General features: G+C 51.0%; 25 protein-coding genes, 1 riboswitch and 1 other annotated feature. Of the genes, 3 read left to right on the top strand and 22 right to left on the bottom strand.

All coding sequences use genetic code 11. The annotated features are described in order from the left end of the window. Nucleotides 1-64 precede the first annotated feature (64 nt). A complete protein-coding gene (locus BN6471_RS12525) occupies nucleotides 65-448 on the top strand; it encodes a transposase (RefSeq protein ID WP_074025757.1) in 384 nt (127 codons plus the stop codon). Continuing rightward, nucleotides 370-1,284 (top strand): IS3 family transposase, encoded by a 915-nt coding sequence (locus BN6471_RS05570; protein WP_330384488.1) that lies wholly within the window; start codon nucleotides 370-372, stop codon nucleotides 1,282-1,284. Before BN6471_RS12525 ends, BN6471_RS05570 begins: the two co-directional genes overlap by 79 nt. A 70-nt stretch (nucleotides 1,285-1,354) precedes the next feature. Here BN6471_RS05570 and galE read toward each other — a convergent pair whose 3' ends face one another. The 3 genes from galE to BN6471_RS05555 form a co-directional block, all read right to left on the bottom strand. After that, entirely contained in the window at nucleotides 1,355-2,365 is a 1,011-nt protein-coding gene (gene galE, locus BN6471_RS05565) for a UDP-glucose 4-epimerase GalE (protein WP_066649809.1), read from the bottom strand. Nucleotides 2,366-2,414: 49 nt separating this feature from the next. Continuing rightward, nucleotides 2,415-3,530 carry an aminopeptidase gene (locus BN6471_RS05560; RefSeq protein WP_066646329.1) on the bottom strand — a complete coding sequence of 372 codons (1,116 nt, stop codon included), beginning with the start codon at nucleotides 3,528-3,530 and terminating at the stop codon, nucleotides 2,415-2,417. Between the two features lie 73 nt (nucleotides 3,531-3,603). After that, entirely contained in the window at nucleotides 3,604-4,998 is a 1,395-nt protein-coding gene (locus BN6471_RS05555; RefSeq protein ID WP_066646327.1) for an MATE family efflux transporter, read from the bottom strand. Nucleotides 4,999-5,121: 123 nt separating this feature from the next. Here BN6471_RS05555 and BN6471_RS05550 point away from each other — a divergent pair, with 123 nt between their 5' ends. Continuing rightward, the gene (locus BN6471_RS05550; protein WP_066646325.1) at nucleotides 5,122-5,742 is read left to right on the top strand and encodes a cytidylate kinase-like family protein; all 621 of its coding nucleotides are present in this window, start codon (nucleotides 5,122-5,124) and stop codon (nucleotides 5,740-5,742) included. 53 nt (nucleotides 5,743-5,795) lie between these two features. On the opposite strand, the gene BN6471_RS05545 is transcribed toward BN6471_RS05550, so the two are convergent. From BN6471_RS05545 to BN6471_RS05455, 19 genes are all read right to left on the bottom strand, one after another. Further along, nucleotides 5,796-6,851 carry an ABC transporter substrate-binding protein gene (locus BN6471_RS05545; protein WP_066646323.1) on the bottom strand — a complete coding sequence of 352 codons (1,056 nt, stop codon included), beginning with the start codon at nucleotides 6,849-6,851 and terminating at the stop codon, nucleotides 5,796-5,798. An 18-nt stretch (nucleotides 6,852-6,869) separates the two neighbouring features. Continuing rightward, nucleotides 6,870-7,676 (bottom strand): ABC transporter permease, encoded by an 807-nt coding sequence (locus BN6471_RS05540; RefSeq protein WP_066646321.1) that lies wholly within the window; start codon nucleotides 7,674-7,676, stop codon nucleotides 6,870-6,872. Nucleotides 7,677-7,690: 14 nt separating this feature from the next. Beyond that, on the bottom strand, nucleotides 7,691-8,554 hold the full coding sequence (locus tag BN6471_RS05535; protein WP_066646319.1) for an ABC transporter permease: 864 nt from the start codon (nucleotides 8,552-8,554) through the stop codon (nucleotides 7,691-7,693). Then, nucleotides 8,551-9,639, bottom strand: a complete 1,089-nt coding sequence (locus BN6471_RS05530) for an ABC transporter ATP-binding protein (RefSeq protein ID WP_066646316.1) — start codon at nucleotides 9,637-9,639, stop codon at nucleotides 8,551-8,553. Before BN6471_RS05530 ends, BN6471_RS05535 begins: the two co-directional genes overlap by 4 nt. A gap of 20 nt (nucleotides 9,640-9,659) precedes the next feature. Then, nucleotides 9,660-10,193, bottom strand: a complete 534-nt coding sequence (locus BN6471_RS05525) for a cupin domain-containing protein (protein WP_066646314.1) — start codon at nucleotides 10,191-10,193, stop codon at nucleotides 9,660-9,662. Nucleotides 10,194-10,557: 364 nt separating this feature from the next. Beyond that, entirely contained in the window at nucleotides 10,558-11,433 is an 876-nt protein-coding gene (locus tag BN6471_RS05520) for a M15 family metallopeptidase (protein ID WP_204213230.1), read from the bottom strand. 108 nt (nucleotides 11,434-11,541) lie between these two features. Further along, nucleotides 11,542-12,465 carry a hypothetical protein gene (locus tag BN6471_RS05515; protein ID WP_066646310.1) on the bottom strand — a complete coding sequence of 308 codons (924 nt, stop codon included), beginning with the start codon at nucleotides 12,463-12,465 and terminating at the stop codon, nucleotides 11,542-11,544. Beyond that, complete coding sequence (locus BN6471_RS05510) at nucleotides 12,462-13,871, bottom strand: sensor histidine kinase (RefSeq protein WP_066646308.1); 1,410 nt, start codon at nucleotides 13,869-13,871, stop codon at nucleotides 12,462-12,464. Before BN6471_RS05510 ends, BN6471_RS05515 begins: the two co-directional genes overlap by 4 nt. 1 nt (nucleotide 13,872) lies before the next feature. Further along, a complete protein-coding gene (locus BN6471_RS05505; RefSeq protein ID WP_066646307.1) occupies nucleotides 13,873-14,526 on the bottom strand; it encodes a response regulator transcription factor in 654 nt (217 codons plus the stop codon). Between the two features lie 144 nt (nucleotides 14,527-14,670). Continuing rightward, nucleotides 14,671-14,913: a hypothetical protein gene (locus BN6471_RS05500; RefSeq protein ID WP_066646306.1), complete on the bottom strand. Its 243-nt coding sequence runs from the start codon at nucleotides 14,911-14,913 to the stop codon at nucleotides 14,671-14,673. Between the two features lie 6 nt (nucleotides 14,914-14,919). After that, a complete protein-coding gene (locus BN6471_RS05495; protein ID WP_066646304.1) occupies nucleotides 14,920-15,420 on the bottom strand; it encodes a hypothetical protein in 501 nt (166 codons plus the stop codon). A 15-nt stretch (nucleotides 15,421-15,435) separates the two neighbouring features. Continuing rightward, the gene (locus BN6471_RS05490) at nucleotides 15,436-15,744 is read right to left on the bottom strand and encodes a hypothetical protein (RefSeq protein ID WP_066646300.1); all 309 of its coding nucleotides are present in this window, start codon (nucleotides 15,742-15,744) and stop codon (nucleotides 15,436-15,438) included. Between the two features lie 159 nt (nucleotides 15,745-15,903). Next, entirely contained in the window at nucleotides 15,904-16,278 is a 375-nt protein-coding gene (rplL, locus tag BN6471_RS05485; RefSeq protein ID WP_066646298.1) for a 50S ribosomal protein L7/L12, read from the bottom strand. A gap of 46 nt (nucleotides 16,279-16,324) precedes the next feature. Then, a complete protein-coding gene (gene rplJ / locus BN6471_RS05480) occupies nucleotides 16,325-16,852 on the bottom strand; it encodes a 50S ribosomal protein L10 (protein WP_066646295.1) in 528 nt (175 codons plus the stop codon). 26 nt (nucleotides 16,853-16,878) lie between these two features. Further along, nucleotides 16,879-17,017: a sequence feature (ribosomal protein L10 leader region), on the bottom strand. Nucleotides 17,018-17,066: 49 nt separating this feature from the next. Continuing rightward, the gene (yfbR, locus tag BN6471_RS05475; RefSeq protein WP_066646290.1) at nucleotides 17,067-17,645 is read right to left on the bottom strand and encodes a 5'-deoxynucleotidase; all 579 of its coding nucleotides are present in this window, start codon (nucleotides 17,643-17,645) and stop codon (nucleotides 17,067-17,069) included. Nucleotides 17,646-17,710: 65 nt separating this feature from the next. Beyond that, nucleotides 17,711-18,415, bottom strand: coding sequence for an energy-coupling factor transporter transmembrane component T family protein (locus BN6471_RS05470; RefSeq protein ID WP_066646287.1), 705 nt, complete (start codon nucleotides 18,413-18,415; stop codon nucleotides 17,711-17,713). Next, nucleotides 18,412-19,866 carry an ABC transporter ATP-binding protein gene (locus tag BN6471_RS05465; RefSeq protein ID WP_242861843.1) on the bottom strand — a complete coding sequence of 485 codons (1,455 nt, stop codon included), beginning with the start codon at nucleotides 19,864-19,866 and terminating at the stop codon, nucleotides 18,412-18,414. The genes BN6471_RS05470 and BN6471_RS05465 overlap by 4 nt, the downstream gene beginning before the upstream one ends. Continuing rightward, nucleotides 19,859-20,758 (bottom strand): ABC transporter substrate-binding protein, encoded by a 900-nt coding sequence (locus BN6471_RS05460; RefSeq protein WP_066646282.1) that lies wholly within the window; start codon nucleotides 20,756-20,758, stop codon nucleotides 19,859-19,861. Before BN6471_RS05460 ends, BN6471_RS05465 begins: the two co-directional genes overlap by 8 nt. Nucleotides 20,759-20,770: 12 nt before the next feature. After that, nucleotides 20,771-21,502: an ECF transporter S component gene (locus BN6471_RS05455; protein WP_242861842.1), complete on the bottom strand. Its 732-nt coding sequence runs from the start codon at nucleotides 21,500-21,502 to the stop codon at nucleotides 20,771-20,773. Further along, a riboswitch (TPP riboswitch) is annotated at nucleotides 21,494-21,602 on the bottom strand. (Overlaps the previous gene by 9 nt.) Between the last annotated feature and the right edge of the window lie 31 nt (nucleotides 21,603-21,633).

The raw sequence follows: 21,633 nt of genomic DNA, 5'->3' as shown, positions 1-21,633 counted from the left end.
TAAAGTAGACACGAAAAAAGCCGTGTCTACTTTTTTTATGTAGAATAGAGATGAGGTGAAAACAATGGGAAGACCAAAAGGCGGAAAGAATCGAAAATGGACAATGGAAGAAAAAGCCGATGTTGTTCGTAGATATCTGGGAAGCGGCATGGGCAGACACAAATTTGCACTACAGGCAGGTATCTCTGACAGGCTACTGTTTGAATGGACAAAAAGATATATGGAGTCCGGGGAAAAGGGTCTTGAGAATAAAAGACCATCGGGCAATCGTTTTTCGGCGCTGCACACCAGCAAAAGTCTTTCTGAGGTTGAAAAATTGAGGCTGGTAGTAGCCAAGCAGAAAGTGGAGATAGCCCGCTTAAAAAACGGATATCGGGTAGAAGGGAGTGGTGCAAACAAGGAGTTCGTTACTTTAAGCGGTGTGAATATCAAATCATCGAAGAAATGAGCGAAGAGTATACGGTACAGTTTCTTTGTGCATTGATGGGGGTAAATCGCTCGGGTTACTACAAATGGCAGCAACGGAAAGGCAAACCCAATCGCTACGAACATAACAGGCAGCTGCTCACTCAACTTTTACAGGAAGTGCATAGTCGGTATCCTTCTTACGGGTATCATCGTTTAGCGGTAATCCTGCGCTGTCAGACAGGCTGGTCGTTCAGCGACAAGCTGGCCCATAAATGTTGCAAACAAGCTGGCATTCGTTCCGTTCTTCGGCGGCCTAAATACGTTAATTCCGGAGTGGAGCACAACACCTATCCCAATATGGTTAAAGGAAATTGGAATGCAAAACGTCCTTTGGAGTTGGTTGTTTCAGATATGACCCGCCTTCGGCACAAGGGTAAATGGTACGAGTGGGTGTATATCCTTGACACCTTTAACAACGAAATCCTTTGTCATCACCTGGCTCGCAGGATGGGTGGTACAAAACCATATTTCAAATGCCTGGATGACCTGAAGCAAAGAATGCAAGAGCACTCCGATCCGGTCATCCTCTATACAGACCAAGGCAGCGTCTACGCATCAAGAGCATTTGCCAAGGCGCACCAGCAGTATACCCTGCTTCGTTCGATGTCGCGAGTCGGAACTCCCACCGACAATCCAATTATTGAGGCAATTAACGGCTGGATCAAGCAAGAGATGTATTGGGATTTTAAGCTGCATCGATGTAATGATTTACAGGCTACTCTTAATGACTTTGTCTATTATTACAACAGCTCGAGGCCGGCTTTTGCTCTTAACTACAAAAGCCCTGTTCAATTTAAATCTGAACAAGGCTTTTGATTTTTCGTTTTCTTATGTCTACTTTAGCTTGACTAGTTCACAGATGCAAGGGGCTTTTTTATTACCTCGATCAATACCCGTCCGGGTTCTTACTCTGCCAGTTCCAACTGTCACGGCACATATCTTCAATACTTCTTGTCGCTTTCCAGCCGAGTTCCTCACCTGCTTTATCCGCATTGGCATAGTATTTAGCAGCGTCGCCTGCACGGCGGGGAGCAATGGCATATTGAATCTGCAGGTCGTTCGCACGTTCAAATGCGTGTATTACTTCCAAAACACTTTGCGGACAGCCGGTTCCCAGATTATAAACAAACAGTCCTGTTTCCTCAAACTTCCGAATGGCTTTGATATGCCCGTCCGCAAGATCCATCACGTGGATATAATCGCGGACGCATGTACCATCAGGCGTATTGTAATCTCCCCCAAACACATTAACGCGTTCGCGCTTGCCTACTGCCACCTGTGTGATATATGGCATCAGGTTGTTGGGTATCCCCTTGGGATTTTCACCGATCAATCCGCTTTTGTGTGCCCCGATCGGATTAAAATACCGCAGCATCACAATGGACCATACATTATCCGAAGCATAAATATCAGTAAGCATCTGCTCAATCACAGATTTCGTGCGTCCATAAGGGCTCGTTGAATTTCCAAGTGGGGAGGTTTCTTTCAAGCATTCTTCCCCCCCCAGGTCATACACCGTCGCAGAAGAACTGAATATCATGCGCTTGACCCGGCGTTTTTTCATGGCCTCCAGCAGTACGATCGTTCCGCCGATGTTGTTGTCAAAATACGCAAGGGGTTCCTTGACCGATTCCCCTACCGCCTTAAGGCCCGCCATATGGATCACACCATAGATATCGTTACTTGTAAAAATCTCGTCGAACGCACTTTTCTCGCGGATATCCGCTTCATAGAATTTAACGCGTTTCCCTGTGATCTCTTCTACCCGCGCAAGCGCCTTTTTACTGCTGTTGCAAAGATTGTCCATCACAATGGCACCGTATCCCTGATTCAAGAGTTCCACACAGATATGGCTGCCAATATAGCCTGCACCACCCGTCACCAATATATTCTTCATAGGTTCCCCCGCAAAAAGGCGCATGCCGTCCCGCATGCGCCCCGATTCTTTATTTCAGGTTTTCAGGATTCAAGCCTTTCAGTTCATCTGGCACGAACGTCCCATCTTTACGAATGAGGACGTCGTCGAACCAAATCTCGCCGCCGCCCATTTCCGGCGTCTGGACGAGTACCAGATCCCAATGTACCGCACTTTCATTTCCATTGTACGCATCGTCATAACAGCTGCCCGGCGTAAAATGCATGGAACCAGCGATCTTTTCGTCGAACAGGATATCTCCCATGGATTGGTTGATGTAGGGGTTCAGCCCAAACGAGAACTCACCAACGTAACGCGCGCCTTCATCTGTGTCGAATATTTTGTTGATCCGCTCATTGTCGTTGCTCGTGGCCTCGATAATCTTTCCGTCCCTAAACAACAGGCTTACGTTTTCAAACTTAAAACCCTGGTGAAAGGATGGCGTATTGTAGGTGATACGCCCATTGACGCTGTCTTTGACCGGCGCCGTATACACCTCCCCGTCCGGCACATTCATATGCCCGTCGCATTTCACAGAACCGATGCCTTTGATCGAGAATGTAATGTCGGTATCCGGCCCTTTGATATGGACCTTATCCGTTTTATCCATTAGTGCCGCAAGCGGATCCATGGCCTTGGACATTTTGCCATAGTCCAGGTTGCACACGTCAAAATAGAAATCCTCAAACGCTTCCGTGCTCATTCCCGCCTGCTGTGCCATGGAAGGGGTAGGATAACGCAGGATCACCCAGTTGGTCTTCTTCACGCGCAGCTCGTGGTGCACCTGTTTGGAATAAATCGACTGGTAAAGCTCCATCTTATCCGCAGGGACGTCCGCCATTTCCGTTGCATTGTCCCCGCCGCGGAAAGCAATATACGCCTGCATTTCCTTCATACGCGCGCTGCCCCATTTGGTAATATCCTCGATCTGTTCTTTGGTCGCCTTCATCAGCCACTGACGCTGCACCCTGTTATGCGGCGTATCAAAGTACGGCAATCCACCTGCCGCATATACTTCCCTGATCAATTCTTCCGTGAGTTCGTCGTCACAGCCGGAAACATCGACCAGCACCTTATCGCCTTTTTTCACGCCGCACGAATAATTCACCAGCGTATGGCATAATTGTTTGATTCTTTCATCTACCATTTTGTTCACCTCGTTTTGTTGTCATTCTTTCCCTTATCATTATAACACAAACAAAGCCCGTAAAAACATTTCCCTACATCCCCGGCACTTCCGCCAGCGGATTGTTTAAGTCTTTGAGATATTTTCTATACACGTAGCGGTAGAATATGATACTCAATATAAGCGACACACATTCCGCTATGGGGAAAGCGTACCACACATCGTTCACGTCGCCCAGCAGGGAAAGCAGATACGCCACCGGCAGGATCACAACCAGCTGTCGGCACAGCGATACGATCATGCTCAGCATTCCGTTGCCGACTGCCTGGAACACCGAGGAAAACACGATGCCCACACCCGCAAACGCGAAGCAGAGGCTAATAATCCGCAGCGCATTGGCGCCAATCTTAAGCATAGCCTCAGTCGCGTTGAACATCATAAGCAGCGCATCCGGGAACAGTTGGAAGACCAACATGCCGATGATCATGATGATGACGGCAAGGATCGTCGCGAACCGTATCACATCTATGATCCTTTGCTTATGCCGCGCGCCGTAATTGTAGGCAACGATCGGTATCAGTCCGTTGGTAAGACCCAGTACCGGCAGGAAGATAAACGACTGCAGCTTGAAATACGCACCCAATACGGAGACCGCCGCCGCTGAAAAACCAACGAGGATAAAATTGAAACCCACGATCATGACAGAGGTGATCGCCTGCATGATGATGGAGGGCACGCCTACCTTGTATATCTCGCCCACGATCCTCTTTTGGGGCCGGAATCCGCGCAGCTTGATTTTTACTTCCTTAATTTTTGTATTGGTAAAATACAGGCACAGGCACATGGCTACGATCTGGCCGACTACGGTGGCGATAGCAGCGCCCGCCGCACCCATCTCCGGGAAAGGCCCGAGGCCGAATATCAAAATCGGGTCAAGTATGATGTTGATGGCCGCCCCCGTGATTTGCGTAACCATATTGTAGATCGTAACACCCGTAGATTGCATAATACGTTCGCACATGATCTGGATAAATACGCCGAAAGAAAAAATGGAGCAGATCGAAATATATTGCGTACCCATTTCCGCGATCTCCGCGCCGCCGTCCATCCCCGCAGTAAACGCCTCAAAAAACACACGCGAAAAGAACAGCCCGAACACCACAAAAGCGGCCCAGCTTATCATTCCTAAAAAAATTCCCGTCGAAACGCCTGCGTTCGCATCCTCGAATTTCTTTTCCCCCAGCCGGCGCGAAACCAGCGAATTCATACCCACGCCTGTCCCGACCGCTACGGCAATGATAAGCATCTGCACCGGGAATGCAAGCGACACCGCCGCAAAAGCATTTTCGCTGTACTGCCCTACAAAAACGCTATCCACAACATTATATAACGCCTGCACCAACATGGAGATCATGATGGGCAGCGACATCGTGACCAATAATTTCTTGATGGGCATGACGCCCATTTTATTCTCTTTGATTTCCCCCATAAAGTCCTTCTCTCCTCTCCGCAAATTGACATTTTAGCATATTAGGGTCATAATGTAAACAAGCTCAAAAGGTTATTTTTCTATATACGCGCAACATATATTTGTTCACAGGAGGTTTGCTTTATGAAAAACGATATCATCATCACCATCTCAAGACAATTTGCCAGCGGCGGGCGCTCCATCGGCAGACAGGTTGCGGATTCGCTCTCCCTTCCCTATTACGACAAAGAACTGATCACCCTTGCAGCCAAGGAAAGCGGGTACGGCGAGGAATTCTTTGAGAATATCGAAGAGAAAGCAAACAATAAATTTTTATATTATCTTTCCTCCGGGTTCGGCAACGTATCCTCCTGGGGAACGGATATTGCGCTCGACGACAAGCTGTTTTTGATCCAGGCCGACGTCATCCGCAGTGTTGCCGCCAAGGGCTCCTGCGTCATTGTAGGGCGGTGTGCGGATTATGTACTCAACAACAACCCGAATTGCATTAACATCTTTATTTATTCGGATATCGACCACCGCATCGACCGCGCGAAAAACGACTATCATCTGGATGCGCCCAACTTAAAGGACGCTATCCTGAAATCCGATAAAAAAAGGGCGACTTATTACAATTATTATACTGATATGAAGTGGGGCCAGATGGAAAACTACCACCTGCTTTTAAACAGCGACAGTATCGGTATCGAAAATTCCGTCGAGCTGATCAAACGCTATGTGCAGCTGCGGCAGCAAAACAGGTAAACCGATTTATCCATAAAATCAAAAAGGCATATCCGGTTAGGATATGCCTTTTGTTATGCGATCTTTACCTTCATCCATGCGTCCTCGTACAGCCGCAGGATTTCTTTGGGCAGGTATTCATAATATTCGCAATGCTCAAGGTCTTCCTTGGGCGGATTGAACGCGTAATTATCCAAAAGCTCCGGATCCACCAGCTCAAGCGCCGCGTCCTCCGGCGTGGAATACCCCGTATATTCGGCGTTCAGGGCCGCAATGTCCGGCCGCATCATAAAATCGAGAAAGCGCAGGGACGCGTCGTAAGCATCCGTCGTTTTGAGAATACACATGCCGTCCACAAAAATATTCGCCCCTTCTTTGGGAACCACATAACGCAAGTCCTCGTTGTCCGCCATGGAATATGCCGCGTCGCCCGCATACATGGGCGCGAGCGCCGCGCTGCCGTTCGTCATGGTCATCCGCAGGTCGTCCGTCCCGTACGCCAGCACCAGCGGCTTTTGCGCAACGAGCAAATCCGCAGCTTCTTCAAGCTTTTCCGGGTCACGCGTATTCACGCTATAGCCCAGCTTAATGAGCGCCAGCCCAATGCTGTCTCGGATGCTGTCGTACATCAGTATCTGGTTTTTGTATTTGGGATCAAACAGCGCGTCCCAGCTGTCGATCTCCTCGCCTGTCATCGCGATATTATAGAGTATCCCAAACGTCCCCCAGGTATATGGCAGGGAATATGTCCCATCCGGGTCATAGGTACACGTTTTGACAAAGTCTTCCACATACTGGTAATTTTCCATCTTGGAATGGTCGATCTCCGCGAGACGGTCTTCCAGCATCAGCCGCTGGATCATATATTCGGACGGCACAACGATGTCGATCTGCGTCCCTTCCGTGGTCGCGATCACATACATTTCCTCGTTTGAGGGCACCGTCGTCATATTGACCTTGATATCCGGGTTTTCCGCCTCAAACATGGGGATCACCTCCGGGTCGATATAATCCCCCCAGTTGAGGAAATTAACGACCGTCCGCCCACCGGCGTCTTCACCGGAAGAACAGCCGATGGGCCCAATGGCCGCCATAGCCGCTATTAAAATCAAACAAATTATCTTCTTCATCTGTTCCCTATCCTGTACTTATCGAAAGCTTTCCACATTTGGCGTCTTTTTCGTTTTCTTCAACGAGCGCAGGTTGATGACCAGCAGCAGCGTGATCACGACCACGAACATAATCGCGGAAAGCGCGTTGATCATGGGGTTGATACCTACGCGCGCCATACTGTAAATGTACGTGGATAAGTTCTGCGTCGTTCCCTGCGAGGTAAAAAAGCTGATCATGAAATCGTCGAACGACATCGTGAATGCCAGCAAGAAGCCTGTCACGATCCCCGGCGCGATCTGCGGCAGGATCACCTTGCGCACAGCATATCCCGGCTTTGCGCCCATATCGAGCGCCGCCTCGTACGTTCCCGGATCCATCTGCCGCAGCTTGGGCAGCACTGAGAAAATGACGAACGGGATATCAAAGGTGATATGTGCAAGCAACATCGTCCAATACCCGCGCGGGATGTTGAAAAAGATGAACAGCAGAAGCAGCGAGATACCTGTCACGATCTCCGCGTTGACCATGGGGATGTATGTCAGGTTGATCATCACATTCCTGTTTTTCTTGCGAAAATTATCCATGCCGATCGCTGCCAGCGTACCGATGAGCGTCGCCGCTATGGAAGCAATGATGGCAATGGATATCGTTACCCAGACCGCCTCGGCGATCGTCGGGTCGGAGAACAGCTGCTCGTACCAGTGCAGTGAAAAGCCCGTCCACTTTGCCATGGATTTTGACTCGTTGAACGAAAAGATGATGAGCGCGCCAATGGGCAGGTACATGAACAACAATATGATTGCCAGATAGAACCGTTTAAAAAATTTCGCCATACTTATCATTTTATCCGGCTCCCCTACATGAGGGCGCTGCCGTCCCCTTCCTTGTCGTATTTGCGCATCAGCCACATGAACAATATCGTGAGGATCATCATCACGACCGCAAGGGCGCTGCCGAAATTCCATTCCGAAAGCAGCAGGAACTGCATCTCGATCAGGTCGCCGTACATCATAAAATGGCTGCCGCCCAAAAGCCGCGTGATGACGAATGTCGTCATTGCGGGCATGAACACCATTGTCACGCCGGAAATGATGCCGCCTTTTGAGAGCGGCAGCGTCACGCGCCAGAACGTTTGCCATTTATTCGCACCCAAGTCTTGCGCCGCCTGGATGCACGAGGTATCCATCTTCTGGAAGATCGAATAGATGGGCAGGATCATGAACGGCAGGAAATTGTATACCAGCCCGAAAATGATCGCTCCCGACGTATATAAAAATTGTACCGGCGGCAGCCCCAGCGCCATCAGGCCCTGGTTGATGATCCCTGCATTATCAAGCAGCGCGCGCCACGCATATGTGCGCAGCAAAAAATTCATCCACATGGGCAATATGAACAGGATCGAAACGACAGCCGCCGTGCTTTCCTTCATACGCGACAGGATGTAGGCCACCGGGTATCCCAAAAGAAGGCATACCGCCGTCGCCAGCAGCGCCATCCATACGCTGCGCCAAAAAACAGTCATATAAAGCGGGGAGAACGCCCGCTGGATATTCTCCGCAGTCAGTACCATGACCCCGCCCGACCCGGTTGTCGTAAACGCATACAACAGGATCAGGATCAGCGGCGCGACCGTAAAGACCGCGATCCACGCCACATATGGCAGTGCAAACACCTTGCGGGATTGCAGTGTATTTGTAATCTGTCCGTGCTTTGTCTTCATTGTACCGCCCCCGCCACATCGTCAATACGCATCTTGTCATACTGGCTCACTTCCATGACGTGGATGTCGTCCGGTTCCAATGCAAAGCCCACGCGGTCGCCCACATCGTAAAAGTCCGTGGAATGGATGAGCCACTCAAAACCATTGTCCCCATCTACGCGGATTTCATAATGCACGCCCATGAACAGTACCGACGAGACCTTGCCCACGATCATATCGTCCGTGATTTTTTTGGTGATGTTGATATCCTCCGGGCGCACCACCACCTGCACCGGCTCATTTTCATTGAACCCGCGGTCCAGGCATTCAAAATCCGTATTGGCAAAATGCACAAAATAATCGCGCTTCATGATGCCGCTGATGATGTTGGATTCCCCGATGAAGTCCGCCACAAACGAATTGCGCGGTTCGTTGTAAATCTGCTCCGGCGGCCCCAGCTGCTGGATCACACCGTCGTTCATGACGGCGATCGCATCGCTCATCGTGAGCGCCTCTTCCTGGTCGTGCGTCACATATACAAAGGTGATCCCTAAGGATTTCTGCATACGCTTTAACTCAAGCTGCATCTCCTGGCGGAACTTTAAGTCCAGCGCACCCAAAGGCTCGTCCAATAAAAGCACCTCCGGCTCGTTCACCAGCGCCCGCGCGATCGCCACGCGCTGCTGCTGCCCGCCCGAGAGCTTTGCGATATCCCGGTCGCCATAACCTGCAAGGCCGACGAGCTTCAGCATATCGCCTACCTTCTTTTTGATCGCCTGCTTATCCGTTTTCTTGATCTTGAGCCCAAAGGCGATGTTGTCAAAAACATTGAGGTGCGGGAACAAGGCATATTTCTGGAACACGGTATTGACGCGCCGCTTATACGGCGGCAGGCCTTTGATGCTTTCGCCGAACAGGTGCACGTCGCCGCGCGTGGGTTCTTCAAAGCCTGCAATAATGCGCAGCAGCGTCGTTTTACCGCAGCCGGACGGCCCCAGGAGCGTCAAAAACTCGTTCTGTTTGATATACAAATTGATGTTAGAAAGAACCTCTACCCCATCAAATTCTTTATACACGTTGATAAAATCAATGATATGCTCAGACATCGTTTGCCTCCCTTGCCCTCTTAAAACATCGGCGGCGTGGACACCCACACCACCTCCGCATCTTTTTTCCCGCTGTTCTCGATATGGTGCGGCACGCTTGTTTTAAAGTAAAAGCTGCCGCCTTTCCTGATCTTATGCCGCTTCATGCCCAGCACAAGCGTAATCGTGCCGCTGAGCACATAGCCGAACTCCTCGCCCTCATGCGGATTGTCTGTTTCAGTCATTGCTCCCGCTTTTAAGCGCAGCAAAATCGGTTCCATCTTGTTTTTCTGGGCGTTTGGTACCAGCCAGAGGATACTCTTGTCCTCTTCTTCCTTTTCAAACAAGTCCGCAGGGGAAAAGGCGACCTTTTCCTCCTCCCGCTCATTGAAAAATTCCTGCAGGTCTGTGCCCAAACATTCCAGGATATCCGTCAGTGTCGCGATGGAAGGCGATGTCAAGTCCCGCTCAAGCTGCGAAATGAACCCTTTGGAAAGCTCTGCGCGATCCGCAAGCTCGCTTTGCGTCAGCCCCAGGCTTTGCCGCCTGATTTTGATTTTTTCACCAATATTCATAATCTTCCTTTTGCAAAATAGCACTTATATAAACTTTTTGTTTATCAACAGTAAACCAATATGCGCAGATATTATTTTGCCATACGCGCCGGATCCTGTCAACACATTTTTCGCTCTACAAATGAGATTATCCAATATTTTTTGTTTCACAAATTTATTTGTTTTAAATAAATACATCCCACATGTTTACCAATACTATACAAATTTATCTATTTTTATCTTTTTGGGGAATTACAAAAAATGAAATCCGCCCATTTGGGGCGGATTTCACACGTTTGACAGAAAGTTCATATTATTGTTTGAGAGATTTTACTTGTTTATACTTTTCTCATCACACCCTTTCCAAACTATTGCAATCCTTTTATCATTTCAAATATTCTTCCAGGCACAATCCGGATTCATGGATCTCCTTTGCCGCCCGCTTTCCCACATAACGGTAATGCCACGGCTCATAGATCACGCCGGTGATGTTTTCCTTATCCTTTGGGTAGCGGAGGATGAATCCGTATTTCCACGCATTTGCCGCCAGCCACTTCCCTTCTGCCGTATCCCCATAACCATCGTCCGCTTCATCGTCATGCGCGGACAGGATGTCTACCGCAAGCCCTGTGGAATGTTCGCTTGCATTGCCCGGCATTGCGCGGACAGGGGTCGTATATGGATCCCGGCCGTAAGACGGGTTTTGTTTTAACTGTGCCTGCCAGAGCTGGCTCTGGTAGGCTACCGAACGGTATGCCCCGCTGATCTTATACTTGCCCACGCCTTCGCTTCGCGCGGCCAAAAACATCTGCCGGGCGGCTTCCCCTGCCGCCTTATTGATGGAACCATTTCCGTCTTCCAGCTCGACCTCGTCGCCAAAAATATCATTTAACACAGCCAGGTTGTTCGGCCTCTCGCTTGTCACCGGATGATCCCAGTTGACCAATACCAGATACGGGTCGCTTGTATTTCCCGCACTGACAGGCACCGTTGCGTTGCCTGTCACGTCCGCATCGCTGCCGGGATCCGGCAGCACCGGGTTATCTGAAAACGTTTGCAGTGCCTTTTGGGCTTCCCCGGTCATAATATGGGAGTGGTCGGGAGCATCCGCCGCTTTTCCAATATCCAGCGGAAAGGCATGCAATAAAAAGAATACTCCCATAACGATGAGCGACGCAACAACCAGAAATACCCCAAACCGTTTTGTCGCCCGCCTGTGACGCCTTCCGGCTGTATGCTCATACGGTTGTACCAAACGCATTTTTTTCGCCCCTTTCCAATAAAAAAACCCTGTATTCTTCCTTCTGTCTTCAAGAATACAGGGCCAAAGCATATTTTTCACATCAGCGTTGTATCATTTTTGTAACTTTTACAAAATATCCGACGGTTTCAGTACCATTTTATACGACCGGTATGCCGGCATGCTCTGCGCCTCCGTCATGATCTCATAATCCTTGTTTGTCATCGAATACAAATTATTGGCCAGGTCTGTATCTTCCACCGCCTGCTGCGCTTTGTCGATCACCAACTCATGATAGGCTGCAAAGGCATCCGCCGTCTTTCGCATCCCTTTTTCGTCCAGATCCGTATGGACGTTTGTATCACGGCTCTGTACGTTTGTAAAGTGTTCATATTCGATATTCATAAAATAGACCTTGCCGATGTCGTCGTCGATGACCATGTTATAGCGTTCTCCCGTCTTGGGATTGGAAATGATGCCCTGCCAATAGTAAAACTCCGAATTTGATACGGTAGGGTCGGAGGCGCGCCAAAATGCGATACTTTCCACCGCGCTGTAATCCCCTTGTTTTCCCAGGTCAAACTGCGGGATCGCTCCCGCGCTCTGCAAAAGCCTTGCCTCCCTGACCAGCGCCATTTCCGCTTCCGCACGCGTCATCACTGCGTCTCCCGCCGCATCCTTTCCGTCCAGGATTTCCTGCTGCACCGTCCATTCGTATGTAGATATTTCCGGCATAGGGCTTCCCGTTGCAGCAGGGCCTTCCACAGCTTCACTTGTCTTGGCATCCGCATAGATACCCATCTCCCGGCGCAGCTGGATGCCGTAAAAATCTCCCTGCTGCGACACGATTTCGTAAAGCACTTTTGTTTTTTGGTATTTCGTCACCTTGTATTGGTAAGACTCCGAAGCCTGTGTATCCTTGCTGATCACATTCAAAAATACCTTATCATTCTTTTTTGCGAGGTACGGCGGCAGGATCGCGCTCACGATCACTACGCACAGGGCGGCCATAGCCACCAAAGCATATTTCAGGATCCGTTTTACTTTGCTCATATCCGCTTTGGCCTCCTCGCCCGCCGCACACGTACGCAAACGATCGTACCTGTCCCGACAATGCTCCTGAATTCCAGCCGCGTCCCGTGCAACGAGGCGATTCTTTCCGAAAGCGCAAGCCCCAGCCCCGCGCCGTTTTGCGCGCGCGCACGGCTTTTGTCCACCATATAAAACGCTTCCGTGATCTTGCGTATCTCCTCCGGGGGTATCCCCCGTCCGTGATCCTTTACGCAAAAGATATAATCGCGCCCGTCGATCTTTCCGTAAAGCTCGATCGCGGCTCCCGGTTCGGATGCTTTTTTCGCATTGTCGATCAGGTTTACAAGCAGTGTCTTAAAAAGGTCGGGCTCCAGCATCACGATCGCGTTCTGTGCCGCTACCCGCAGTTGCATCCCCGCCTTTTCCATCACCGGACGCATCAGCCCGTTAAGCTCTTCGATCAGGATACGGGGGTTGACGCGTTTTTTTTCAAACTCATTGCGGTTTAAAACCATCAGCTCCAGAAGCTTGAGCGAAAGCGCTTCTAAGCGCTTGCCTTCGGTAAAAATATAACTCGCCGCCATGAACATTTCTTCGGGCGGCATGTTGCGCGAACGCAACATATCCGCGTATCCGATAATGGAGGTCAGCGGCGTTTTCAGTTCATGCGCAAAGCTGGCGACAAAATCTTCTTTTTGCCGGGCGGCGTTTTCCAGATCGTAAATCTTATCCTCCACCGCGTCCGTCATCAAATTGAAATCGCGCGTAAAATCCCCAATCTCGTCGTTGCTCGTCACCTTCATCCGTTCGCTGTAATTCCCCTGCGCGATCCGGCGCGTCGTCGCGGAAAGCCTCCTAAGCGGACGCGTCAGGAACATGGAAACGATCCACATCACGCCTGCCGCCGCCACAAGCAGTAAAATGCTGATCCGGGTATAGATCCTGAATTGCTCGGTACGTTCCGTAAAAATGTCCAGGATATCCCGCGAAGTCTGCAAATAGACCGTCCGCCCGCCCGCGGTCGATTTGCAACTGACCGTAATCCAGTAACCGCCATCCTCTTGCGTGATCGTATAGGCGCGGCTTTCGTCCGTATTTTTAAGCAGCTCCTGGTCTACATAATCGCCCGAAGAACTGACAAAAATTTCCTTGTAGGCTTCGTCCGCGAGCACGATGTAACGCCGTCCGCTGTTTTGCAGCTGCGAGGCAATGATGGTGATCGCTTCGTCCGTCAGCTTCGTCCCTTCATAGGGGATCGCCGCGCTTTCGTACGCAAGCTTCATCAGTTGGTTTTCTTCCAGGGCACGGTCAGTCTCACGCCGGAGGGCCGAATTGAAAGAAGACGTAATCAAAACATAACCGCCGATCGCAAAAACAATGGCGATTACGATGATCGTCGATAAAAAGACCTTCCATGCAAATTTCATGCTATACTTCCAGCCTGTACCCCACTTTATAGACTGCCACGATCAGCTTTTCCCAGCCCAGCTTTTTCCGCAGGCGCTGCACGTGCAGGTCCACCGTACGGGTATCCCCCAAATATTCGCTCTGCCAAACGCGTTCAAAGATCGTTTCCCTGAAAAGTGCAATGTTCTTATTACGGATAAACAACAAAAGCAGCTCGTATTCCTTCATCGTCAGGTCGACCTGCCGCCCGTTCTTTTTCACGCTGCGCGACTGTGTATTGATCTCCACATCCCCGATCCCGATCCTGCTTTCACCCTTATTATACCGGCGCAGCACGGCTTCCACGCGCGCCAAAAGCTCCACGATCTCAAACGGCTTGACGATGTAGTCGTCCGCGCCTAAATGCAGCCCTTTGACCCTGTCGGCAACGTCATTTTTTGCCGTAATAAAAATCACGGGTACATTGAGCGGACGGATATATTCCATCAGCTCATACCCGCTGACGTGCGGCAGCATGATGTCCAGAAGGATCAGGTCATAGGTGTTTTCTTCGATCAAGTCCGCGGCCTTCATCCCGTCGTTCGCAACATCACAACAATACCCGTTTTCCCTAAGGTTCATGGAAATCAGGTTGGAAATCGGAATCTCGTCCTCTACCACCAATATATCTACCATCTATATCCCCCGCCTTGCCCAATTACTTTTGGACTTTATCATATATTGCTATTGTATCATATTTGCATCAATCGCGCCGCGCCGCCTTCGTTAAAATATCCATATGCTGTCCGTTGCATAAAAAAGAGGACGCTGTGCGTCCCCTTATAAATCGTCGTCCATAATTTTCTGGAGCTCTTCCATGACCTCGCTGATCCGCTCCCTGATCTCCGGCTTTTTGAGCGGCGACCTGCTTTTGGTATCGATATCGTTGGTCATGCGCAAATGCACCCACCCGAGCGTCCGCCACGCGCCGCGCAGCTTATCCTTTACCCGGATGAAATCTTCTTCACACAACGAATCCTCCGGCCCGTACGAGACCACATTTGTCCATTTATCCTTTTTCATAGCATATCATAGCTTTTTGCCGCACTGGCTGCAATAATTATCGCCTACATTACATTTATTACCGCACGCCTTACATTCTTTTGTGGACTGCGCGCAATTGATCGCGACCTCGATCTGCTGCAGCTCGCCGTAAAGCTCTTTGATATGCGCGGCTACTTCCGCCATATCGCCCCGCAGCCGTCCCTTTGCATAGGCCATCTCTCCCAGCTGCTTATATGCTTCGTCCATCTCTTTTTGCTTTTGGGATTTCTGCGTGTTGAGCTTTGCCGTTTCCATGATTTCCTTCGATTTGCTCGCAACGGAACTTCCGAAAGCCATAAGGCCCTCCTTGGCCTTATCGGCAGCAGTCTTTGCGGCTTTTCCTACCACCTGCCCCGCGTCCTTTGCCTTGCTCGCAGCTTTTTCCCCAGCTTCTTTCGTCGCTTTTACCGCCTTCTCACCAGCGGTTTTCGCCTTTTCTGAAACGTCTTTCACTGTTTTTCCAACTTTTTCACTGTTTACCGTCATGGTCATTTCCCCCTTTTATTGTGTGACCGACATACCCAGCCGCACGGCTTCCGCCGCTTCCGACATCGCCTGCGCCAAACTGTTTAAATACTCCACCGACTTATCGATCAGTTCTTTCGCATCCGCTCCCGCCTGCGTCGTTCCTGACGATTCATACTCCCTCAAGCGAACAAGTGCATCCTGTGCCGCAGTCCTTGCCTGTTCTGCAACCGCAAAAGCTTCTTCCACAGCATTTTGCGTTGCCTTGATATAAAACTCCTTGCTTTTCAGGCGGGCTTTTTCTAAAAACTTAGCCTCTTCCTCTTTGTTTATGTGTTTTTCCATACCGATTGTCCCCCGCGCCTAAACGGCTTTTGATTCTATATAAATATACACGGAAAACAGGCCGTTAAACACCAAATCTATGCCTTGCCTGTATTATACCACAAATAAATCCCCAAACAAAAACACGGCCGGGAAACCCGGCCGTGCTGCAATACTTGCTTATTTCATTTCTACGTCTGCGCCGGCTTCTTTCAGGGAAGCAACGAGCTTTTCTGCATCGTCTTTGCCAAGAGCTTCCTTGATTGTGGACGGAGCGCTGTCGACCATGTCCTTTGCTTCCTTCAGGCCAAGGCCTGTCGCTTCTCTTACTACTTTGATAACTTTGGTCTTTTCCGCGCCAGCGGCTTTGAGAACGACATCGAATTCTGTTTTCTCTTCCGCGGCAGCAGCGCCTTCGCCAGCAGCGGGAGCAGCAGCAACCGCTACCGGGGCAGCAGCGCTTACGCCGAATTTCTCTTCCAATTCTTTAACGAGTTCTGCGAGCTCTAAAACGCTCATTTTTTCAATCGCTTCAATGATCTGTGCTTTATCCATAATAATTTAAACCTCCAAAATTTCTTTCATCATTTTAATTTTTAGTTTAAGCTTCTTTTTGCTGTGCAATCGCGTTAAGCGCACATACAAGCCCTCTCGGGATCGCTGCGAGCACGCCCACAAAATTTGTGACAGGTGCGTTCAGGCTGCCCATCATCTTTGCCAGCAGTTCTTCCTTCGACGGGAGCTTGGAGAGGCTGGTGATCCCTGCCGCGTCCATTACCTTACCGTCCAGGATACCGCCCTTGATCTCCGTTTTGTTTACGTCCTTTACGAATTTGCAAAGGATCTTTGCCGGAGCGACCGGGTCTTCATATCCGAAAGCAACAGCGCTCGGGCCCTTGAAGTATTCTTCTACGCCTTCGATATTAAGTTCTTCCGCCGCACGCCTTAACATATTGTTTTTGATGACTTTATACTCTACGCCCGCCTCGCGGAACTGGTTTCTCAAGCTCGTGACCTCGTCCACCGTAAGCCCGCGATAGTCAAGTACTACGACACACTGTGCACGTTTCATCTTATCGATTACTTCTGCTACCGCCGCTTGCTTTTCCTGTAATTTCTCTTCTTTCAAATCGTTTCACCTCGCTTATGCGCCGGATTCAAATAAAAAATGCCCTTCATAAAGCCATGAGGACTTTATAAGAGCACAACCAAGCATTCTTAGAAAATCGACCTCGTCAGGATCTTCCGGTTTAAGCTTACGCTCCTGAGTCTATGGCTTTTAAGCATGATTCATTTTTACGCAAGTAAAATCATACCACACGCATATCCTCCTGTCAAGCCTTTCAGTTCAGTTCGTCGAGCGTCAGGGCATACCCCGGAAGGAAGTGCTCCATAAAATAGGAAACCTCGTCAAGTTCCATTGCCTCGATCGCCTCTTTGGTACGCGCACACGCCTTTTTAAACTCCGTATTGCCGCTTTTCAGTTCTTCCATACACTTGATATAAGCGCTCAGGCGGTCTGCCGCCTTTACGATCACGCGCACGTCATCATCCACTTCCTGCAGCACATAGGGCGCGATCTTGCCCTGCATCTCTTCGGGCAGCATGGATACCAGCCGCTCCTCTGCATGGCGCTCGATCTTTTTATACGACTGGGTGATGTCTTCGTCAAAATATTTGATGGGCGTAGGCAGGTCGCCCGTGATGACCTCCCCCGCCTCATGGTAAAGCGCTGCGCACAGTACGTCCTTCTCCTCGACGTTCCCGCCAAAATAAGTATTCCTGATCAGGCACAGCGCATGGGCGAGCATCGTCACCGTAAAGGTATGCTCCGCAACGTCTTCTTCCATATTGTTGCGCATGAGCCCCCATCGTTTGATATGCTTTAAGCGCGACATATAAGCATAAAAGCTTTTTTTCATCCTGCTACCCGCCTTCTGTATTCCTTTTTTGACATCATAGCATACATCGTACCAAAAGGCTACCGCTACAGTAAGATGATACCAATCATCAAAAGCCCCGTCGTGATCACGGGGAACAGGCAGTCTATGGGACGCAAAACGAGCGGCTTATAGCAGGTGCGCCTTGCCTTGTCGTCAAAGCCCTGCGACTCCATCGCCGCGGCAAGCGCCTCCGACCACCGTACCGCTTTCACCATCAGCGGCGTTAAAAGCGCGGGCGAAACCGCCGCCGGGTAACGTCCCCGTGCGCGGAAAGCCGCTTTCGTCTTTTTGTATTCATGGCTGATATTCGGCAGCAGCTGGAAGGAGGCCAGCAGCCCGTATACAAATTTTACCGGCATATGCAGCTGCTGTTCTAACGACCGCACCAACTTCATCGTATCCGTGGTGAACACAAACAGCATGCCCAAACTTCCGAACGCCAGCACCCTGCTCGCGAGCTGCAAGCCGTTGCCGACGGCACCGCCGGAAATGAGCGACGCCGTCGCCGCGCCCACCCCCACATTGGAACCGTCGTGGAATTTGTATCCCGTCATATACATCCCCACCGAAAGAATGAGCACCGGGATCAGCACTTTCAGTACGTTTTTCCAGTTGGCGCGCGAAACCGCGAGCGTTGCCATGCAAACCGCGACAATCGCAAAGTTCAGCACCGTATTATATACGAACGCAATGATCACGATGGGGACCAGTACGCCGATCAGCTTATACGCAGGATTGATATTCTTCATGGCAGTTCCTCCCGCTTGAGCTTTCCGTCCTCCAGTACATACAGCTCGTCTGCGTAGTCGCAGCCAAGCTGCTTATCGTGTGTGGAAAAAATAAGCGTCAGTCCCTGCCCTACCCGCCGTTCAAGCAGTTCCATCACCGCACGGATCGCCCGCAGGTCTTGCGCATACGTTGGCTCGTCGCAAACTAAAATCTCGCAATCGTATGCGAGCAACGCCGCCACCGCCAGCCGCCGCTGCTGTCCCTGGCTCAACATAAACGGCGATAAAAAACGGTATTTCCACAGGCCGATCTCCTGTAAAACCGCTTTGACCCGTTCTTCCAGTTCCTCTTCCCGCACCCTCTTTTTCAGGCTGACCGCGATCTCGTCAAACACGCTTCCCGCGACGAACTGATCCTGCGGGTTCTGGAATACGAAGCCCAGCTTGTGGGCAAGCGCCTTTTTCCGCAGTTTTTTAAGTTCCTTTCCCTCGAGCCGCACGCTTCCCTGATAGGGGACGAGCCCGCACAACACGGAAAACAACGTACTTTTCCCGCTGCCCGAAAGTCCTGTTACCGCATATGCCCTGCCGCGGTAAAAATCAGCGTCCAGGCCGCACAGCACTGCCGTTTCCCCATAGCCCGCACACAGTCCCCGGATCGAAAGCACAGGTTCATCCTGCACAGGGGCGCGCCGCACAGGCTCCCGGTAGCTTTGCCCCGGATAGACAATGCCCAGCTCCTCAAATGTCTGCCTGTATTCCTTAAGATTATCACGCGTGATGCCGCGGGAGAGCAGCTCGCCGCCCGCGCCCAGCAGCACCACCTCATCCAGGATCGGCAGCCAGTGCGCCACCTGATGGTCCACCGCTACAATGCCGATACCCAGCTCCTCATGCAGCTTTCCCAGCTTTTGCACCAGCTCCGCCGTGGAGGCAGGGTCTATGTTTGCAAACGGCTCGTCAAGCAGCAGCCATTTGGGACGCAGCAATGTAACGCAGGCGAGCATCACCTTCTGTTTTTCTCCTCCGGAAAGCGTATAGAGCGTCTTTTCCTTCAGGTGCGAGATACCGCAAAACGCAAGCGCCTCGTCCATCTGCCGCTGCATACCCGCCGGATCTTCGCCCTTGTTTTCCAGGCAAAAGACCAGTTCGTTTTCCACGGTATCCATGCAAAACTGCAGATCCGGGTTCTGGAACATCATCCCTACAAGCGGCATGCGCTCCGAAGGTTCCAGCTCCCCGATCTCCTGCCCCTCCACCAAAACGCGGCCGCTGTCGACGACCCCCGCGTTTTGCGGATAGATGCCCGCCATCAGGTATAAAAGCGTACTCTTGCCGCAGCCGGACGAACCGCTGATCACAGTAACGCGCCCCTGCTCGATGAAAAGGGACGCGTGGCTGATGACCTCATATTTACTTGTCTGCGAATACCGGAAGGTCAGGTCTTCGCAGACGATGCCGTTTTTATCCATGGAATTCGTTGGTGAAGCGCTCCGCGCTCGCCGCATAGTCCGTTTGAATCATTTCCTGGTCTTTCATGAAGGCGCTGAACGCCGTCCAGCGCTCCGGCCGGATCGTGCCCCAATGCCCCTGCTCGTTCAAATAAAGCTTTGAGATATAATCCTGGCTTTCGATGAGCAGGTCAAGGTCAAAGTGCGGCGTATAGCCGTGCAGGATCCTGGCCGCGGCCTCCGGGTCGCCTGCCGCGTCCACAAAACCCTGGTCGCTTGCCTTGACGAACGCGCGCACCGCCTCCGGGTCGCTTTCGATCAACGCGTTCTTGGCCGCGACCGCCGGCGCGCAAAAATCCATCACATCGTAAAAATCCGCCAGGGCAAAATAATCGCACCCCTTGCCCGCATGCTTCATCACGAACCACTCCCAATTTTTGTAGATCCATACCGCGTCGCCGTCAACGCCCAGTGTTTCTACGATATCCCCTACGTCTTTTGTTACCAGCTTTACCTTGGAATAGTCGCCGCCGTCCTCATTCACCGCATAACCGATCACTGCGTGGAACCACTGCGGCGTCCAGTGAGTCAGGCGCTTCCCCTCAAGCTCGCGCGGGCGTGTTGCACCGCACGATTTCAGGGAAATGATCCCCGAATCGTTGCGCTGCGTAAGCACCGCGATGGCCGTCGCCTGATCCTCTTTTTTTGCTTCGTCCATATAAACGAGCATTGCAGGCTCGGGCGCGACAACGATATCCGGCTCACCCGCAAACTGGTGGCCGCATCCGCCGAATTCCCCGTTGATATGTACGTCGATGCCCAGATCCTTGTAATACCCTTTATCCAGGGCGACATAAAACCCTGTGTGGTTCGTGTTGGCGAACCAGTCCAGTTCTACATGCAATACTTTCATTTTGTTCTCCTCTCAGTCTTCGGCAATGTCCTGGTGCACATATTTCGCGCCGATCGCATAGCCCTTCAGTACGCCTGTACGCGCAAGCCCTTTGCCCAAAACCCAGCTCAAAACGCCCGCGAACAGCAGCGAAGTCCCCAATCGCACTACAAACATCGCAATCAGCATAGATGTCTCGACCGCCGCATATCCGTTGGTAAAATAAGTCCAGACGAAACTCAATACACAGGCGAACACTGCGGAAACACACATGCTCGCAAGGTTGTATTTCTTATATCCGAATACCGCAAACCCAAGCTCCAGGCCGATCCCCTGTACGAGGCCCGTCGTAATGACCAGCGGGAAATTCCCCATCAGCAGCTCCAAAAATGCCGCCAGCACTTCCGTCACCAGCGCCACGCCCGGCTTTTGCAGGATGAACGCTGCCAGCGTCGCTGCCATGAACCATACGCCGTACACCACTTCAAAGTTGAACGGCGCCAGCCCAAACGGCGTTAAAGCTACGCCGATCGCCTGGCTCAAATAAAACGCCCCCAGGTAGATCGCCGCAAAGATCAGCCCCAATATCCCGATCATGATGATGTCCTTTAGCTGCCAGCCCTTCTTCACCTTTACTTTCTCCATCTTCTCTTCCTCTTTTCTTTCCTTAGCGTTGCGCGCATTCCCCGCCCGCACGGCCAGCGCTTTGCCCTCCGGATGCAATAAAAAAGCTCTTTCCAACGCAACCGGAAAGAACCAACTCAAAAAACGTGCTCCCTCCGCCAGTGTGAACTGGTTCAGGTTCAACGGGTCTAGACCTACGTCTACTCTCAGCCGGCAATGCGCGACTCCCCTGACATTCCATATGCAATTTCTTATTTAACTATAGCAAATCC

The sequence above is a fragment of the Christensenella timonensis genome (assembly GCF_900087015.1).
GTDB classification, from domain to species: domain Bacteria; phylum Bacillota; class Clostridia; order Christensenellales; family Christensenellaceae; genus Christensenella; species Christensenella timonensis.
The sequence above is the reverse complement of the archived record's forward strand: the minus strand, read 5'-3'. Positions and strand labels throughout refer to the sequence as shown.

Excerpts from the sequence above, each read along its gene's own strand:
- BN6471_RS05560 (WP_066646329.1), bottom strand. The coding sequence starts at position 3,530 with ATGGTAGATGAAAGAATCAAACAATTATGCCATACGCTGGTGAATTAT.
- BN6471_RS05490 (WP_066646300.1), bottom strand. The coding sequence starts at position 15,744 with ATGGAAAAACACATAAACAAAGAGGAAGAGGCTAAGTTTTTAGAAAAA.
- BN6471_RS12525 (WP_074025757.1), top strand. The coding sequence starts at position 65 with ATGGGAAGACCAAAAGGCGGAAAGAATCGAAAATGGACAATGGAAGAA.
- BN6471_RS05520 (WP_204213230.1), bottom strand. The coding sequence starts at position 11,433 with ATGCGTTTGGTACAACCGTATGAGCATACAGCCGGAAGGCGTCACAGG.
- galE (WP_066649809.1), bottom strand. The coding sequence starts at position 2,365 with ATGAAGAATATATTGGTGACGGGTGGTGCAGGCTATATTGGCAGCCAT.
- BN6471_RS05555 (WP_066646327.1), bottom strand. The coding sequence starts at position 4,998 with ATGGGGGAAATCAAAGAGAATAAAATGGGCGTCATGCCCATCAAGAAA.
- BN6471_RS05500 (WP_066646306.1), bottom strand. The coding sequence starts at position 14,913 with ATGAAAAAGGATAAATGGACAAATGTGGTCTCGTACGGGCCGGAGGAT.
- BN6471_RS05535 (WP_066646319.1), bottom strand. The coding sequence starts at position 8,554 with ATGAAGACAAAGCACGGACAGATTACAAATACACTGCAATCCCGCAAG.
- BN6471_RS05515 (WP_066646310.1), bottom strand. The coding sequence starts at position 12,465 with ATGAGCAAAGTAAAACGGATCCTGAAATATGCTTTGGTGGCTATGGCC.
- BN6471_RS05530 (WP_066646316.1), bottom strand. The coding sequence starts at position 9,639 with ATGTCTGAGCATATCATTGATTTTATCAACGTGTATAAAGAATTTGAT.
- BN6471_RS05510 (WP_066646308.1), bottom strand. The coding sequence starts at position 13,871 with ATGAAATTTGCATGGAAGGTCTTTTTATCGACGATCATCGTAATCGCC.
- BN6471_RS05550 (WP_066646325.1), top strand. The coding sequence starts at position 5,122 with ATGAAAAACGATATCATCATCACCATCTCAAGACAATTTGCCAGCGGC.
- rplL (WP_066646298.1), bottom strand. The coding sequence starts at position 16,278 with ATGGATAAAGCACAGATCATTGAAGCGATTGAAAAAATGAGCGTTTTA.
- BN6471_RS05505 (WP_066646307.1), bottom strand. The coding sequence starts at position 14,526 with ATGGTAGATATATTGGTGGTAGAGGACGAGATTCCGATTTCCAACCTG.
- yfbR (WP_066646290.1), bottom strand. The coding sequence starts at position 17,645 with ATGAAAAAAAGCTTTTATGCTTATATGTCGCGCTTAAAGCATATCAAA.
- BN6471_RS05495 (WP_066646304.1), bottom strand. The coding sequence starts at position 15,420 with ATGACGGTAAACAGTGAAAAAGTTGGAAAAACAGTGAAAGACGTTTCA.
- BN6471_RS05460 (WP_066646282.1), bottom strand. The coding sequence starts at position 20,758 with ATGAAAGTATTGCATGTAGAACTGGACTGGTTCGCCAACACGAACCAC.
- BN6471_RS05470 (WP_066646287.1), bottom strand. The coding sequence starts at position 18,415 with ATGAAGAATATCAATCCTGCGTATAAGCTGATCGGCGTACTGGTCCCC.
- BN6471_RS05540 (WP_066646321.1), bottom strand. The coding sequence starts at position 7,676 with ATGATAAGTATGGCGAAATTTTTTAAACGGTTCTATCTGGCAATCATA.
- BN6471_RS05525 (WP_066646314.1), bottom strand. The coding sequence starts at position 10,193 with ATGAATATTGGTGAAAAAATCAAAATCAGGCGGCAAAGCCTGGGGCTG.
- BN6471_RS05545 (WP_066646323.1), bottom strand. The coding sequence starts at position 6,851 with ATGAAGAAGATAATTTGTTTGATTTTAATAGCGGCTATGGCGGCCATT.
- BN6471_RS05465 (WP_242861843.1), bottom strand. The coding sequence starts at position 19,866 with ATGGATAAAAACGGCATCGTCTGCGAAGACCTGACCTTCCGGTATTCG.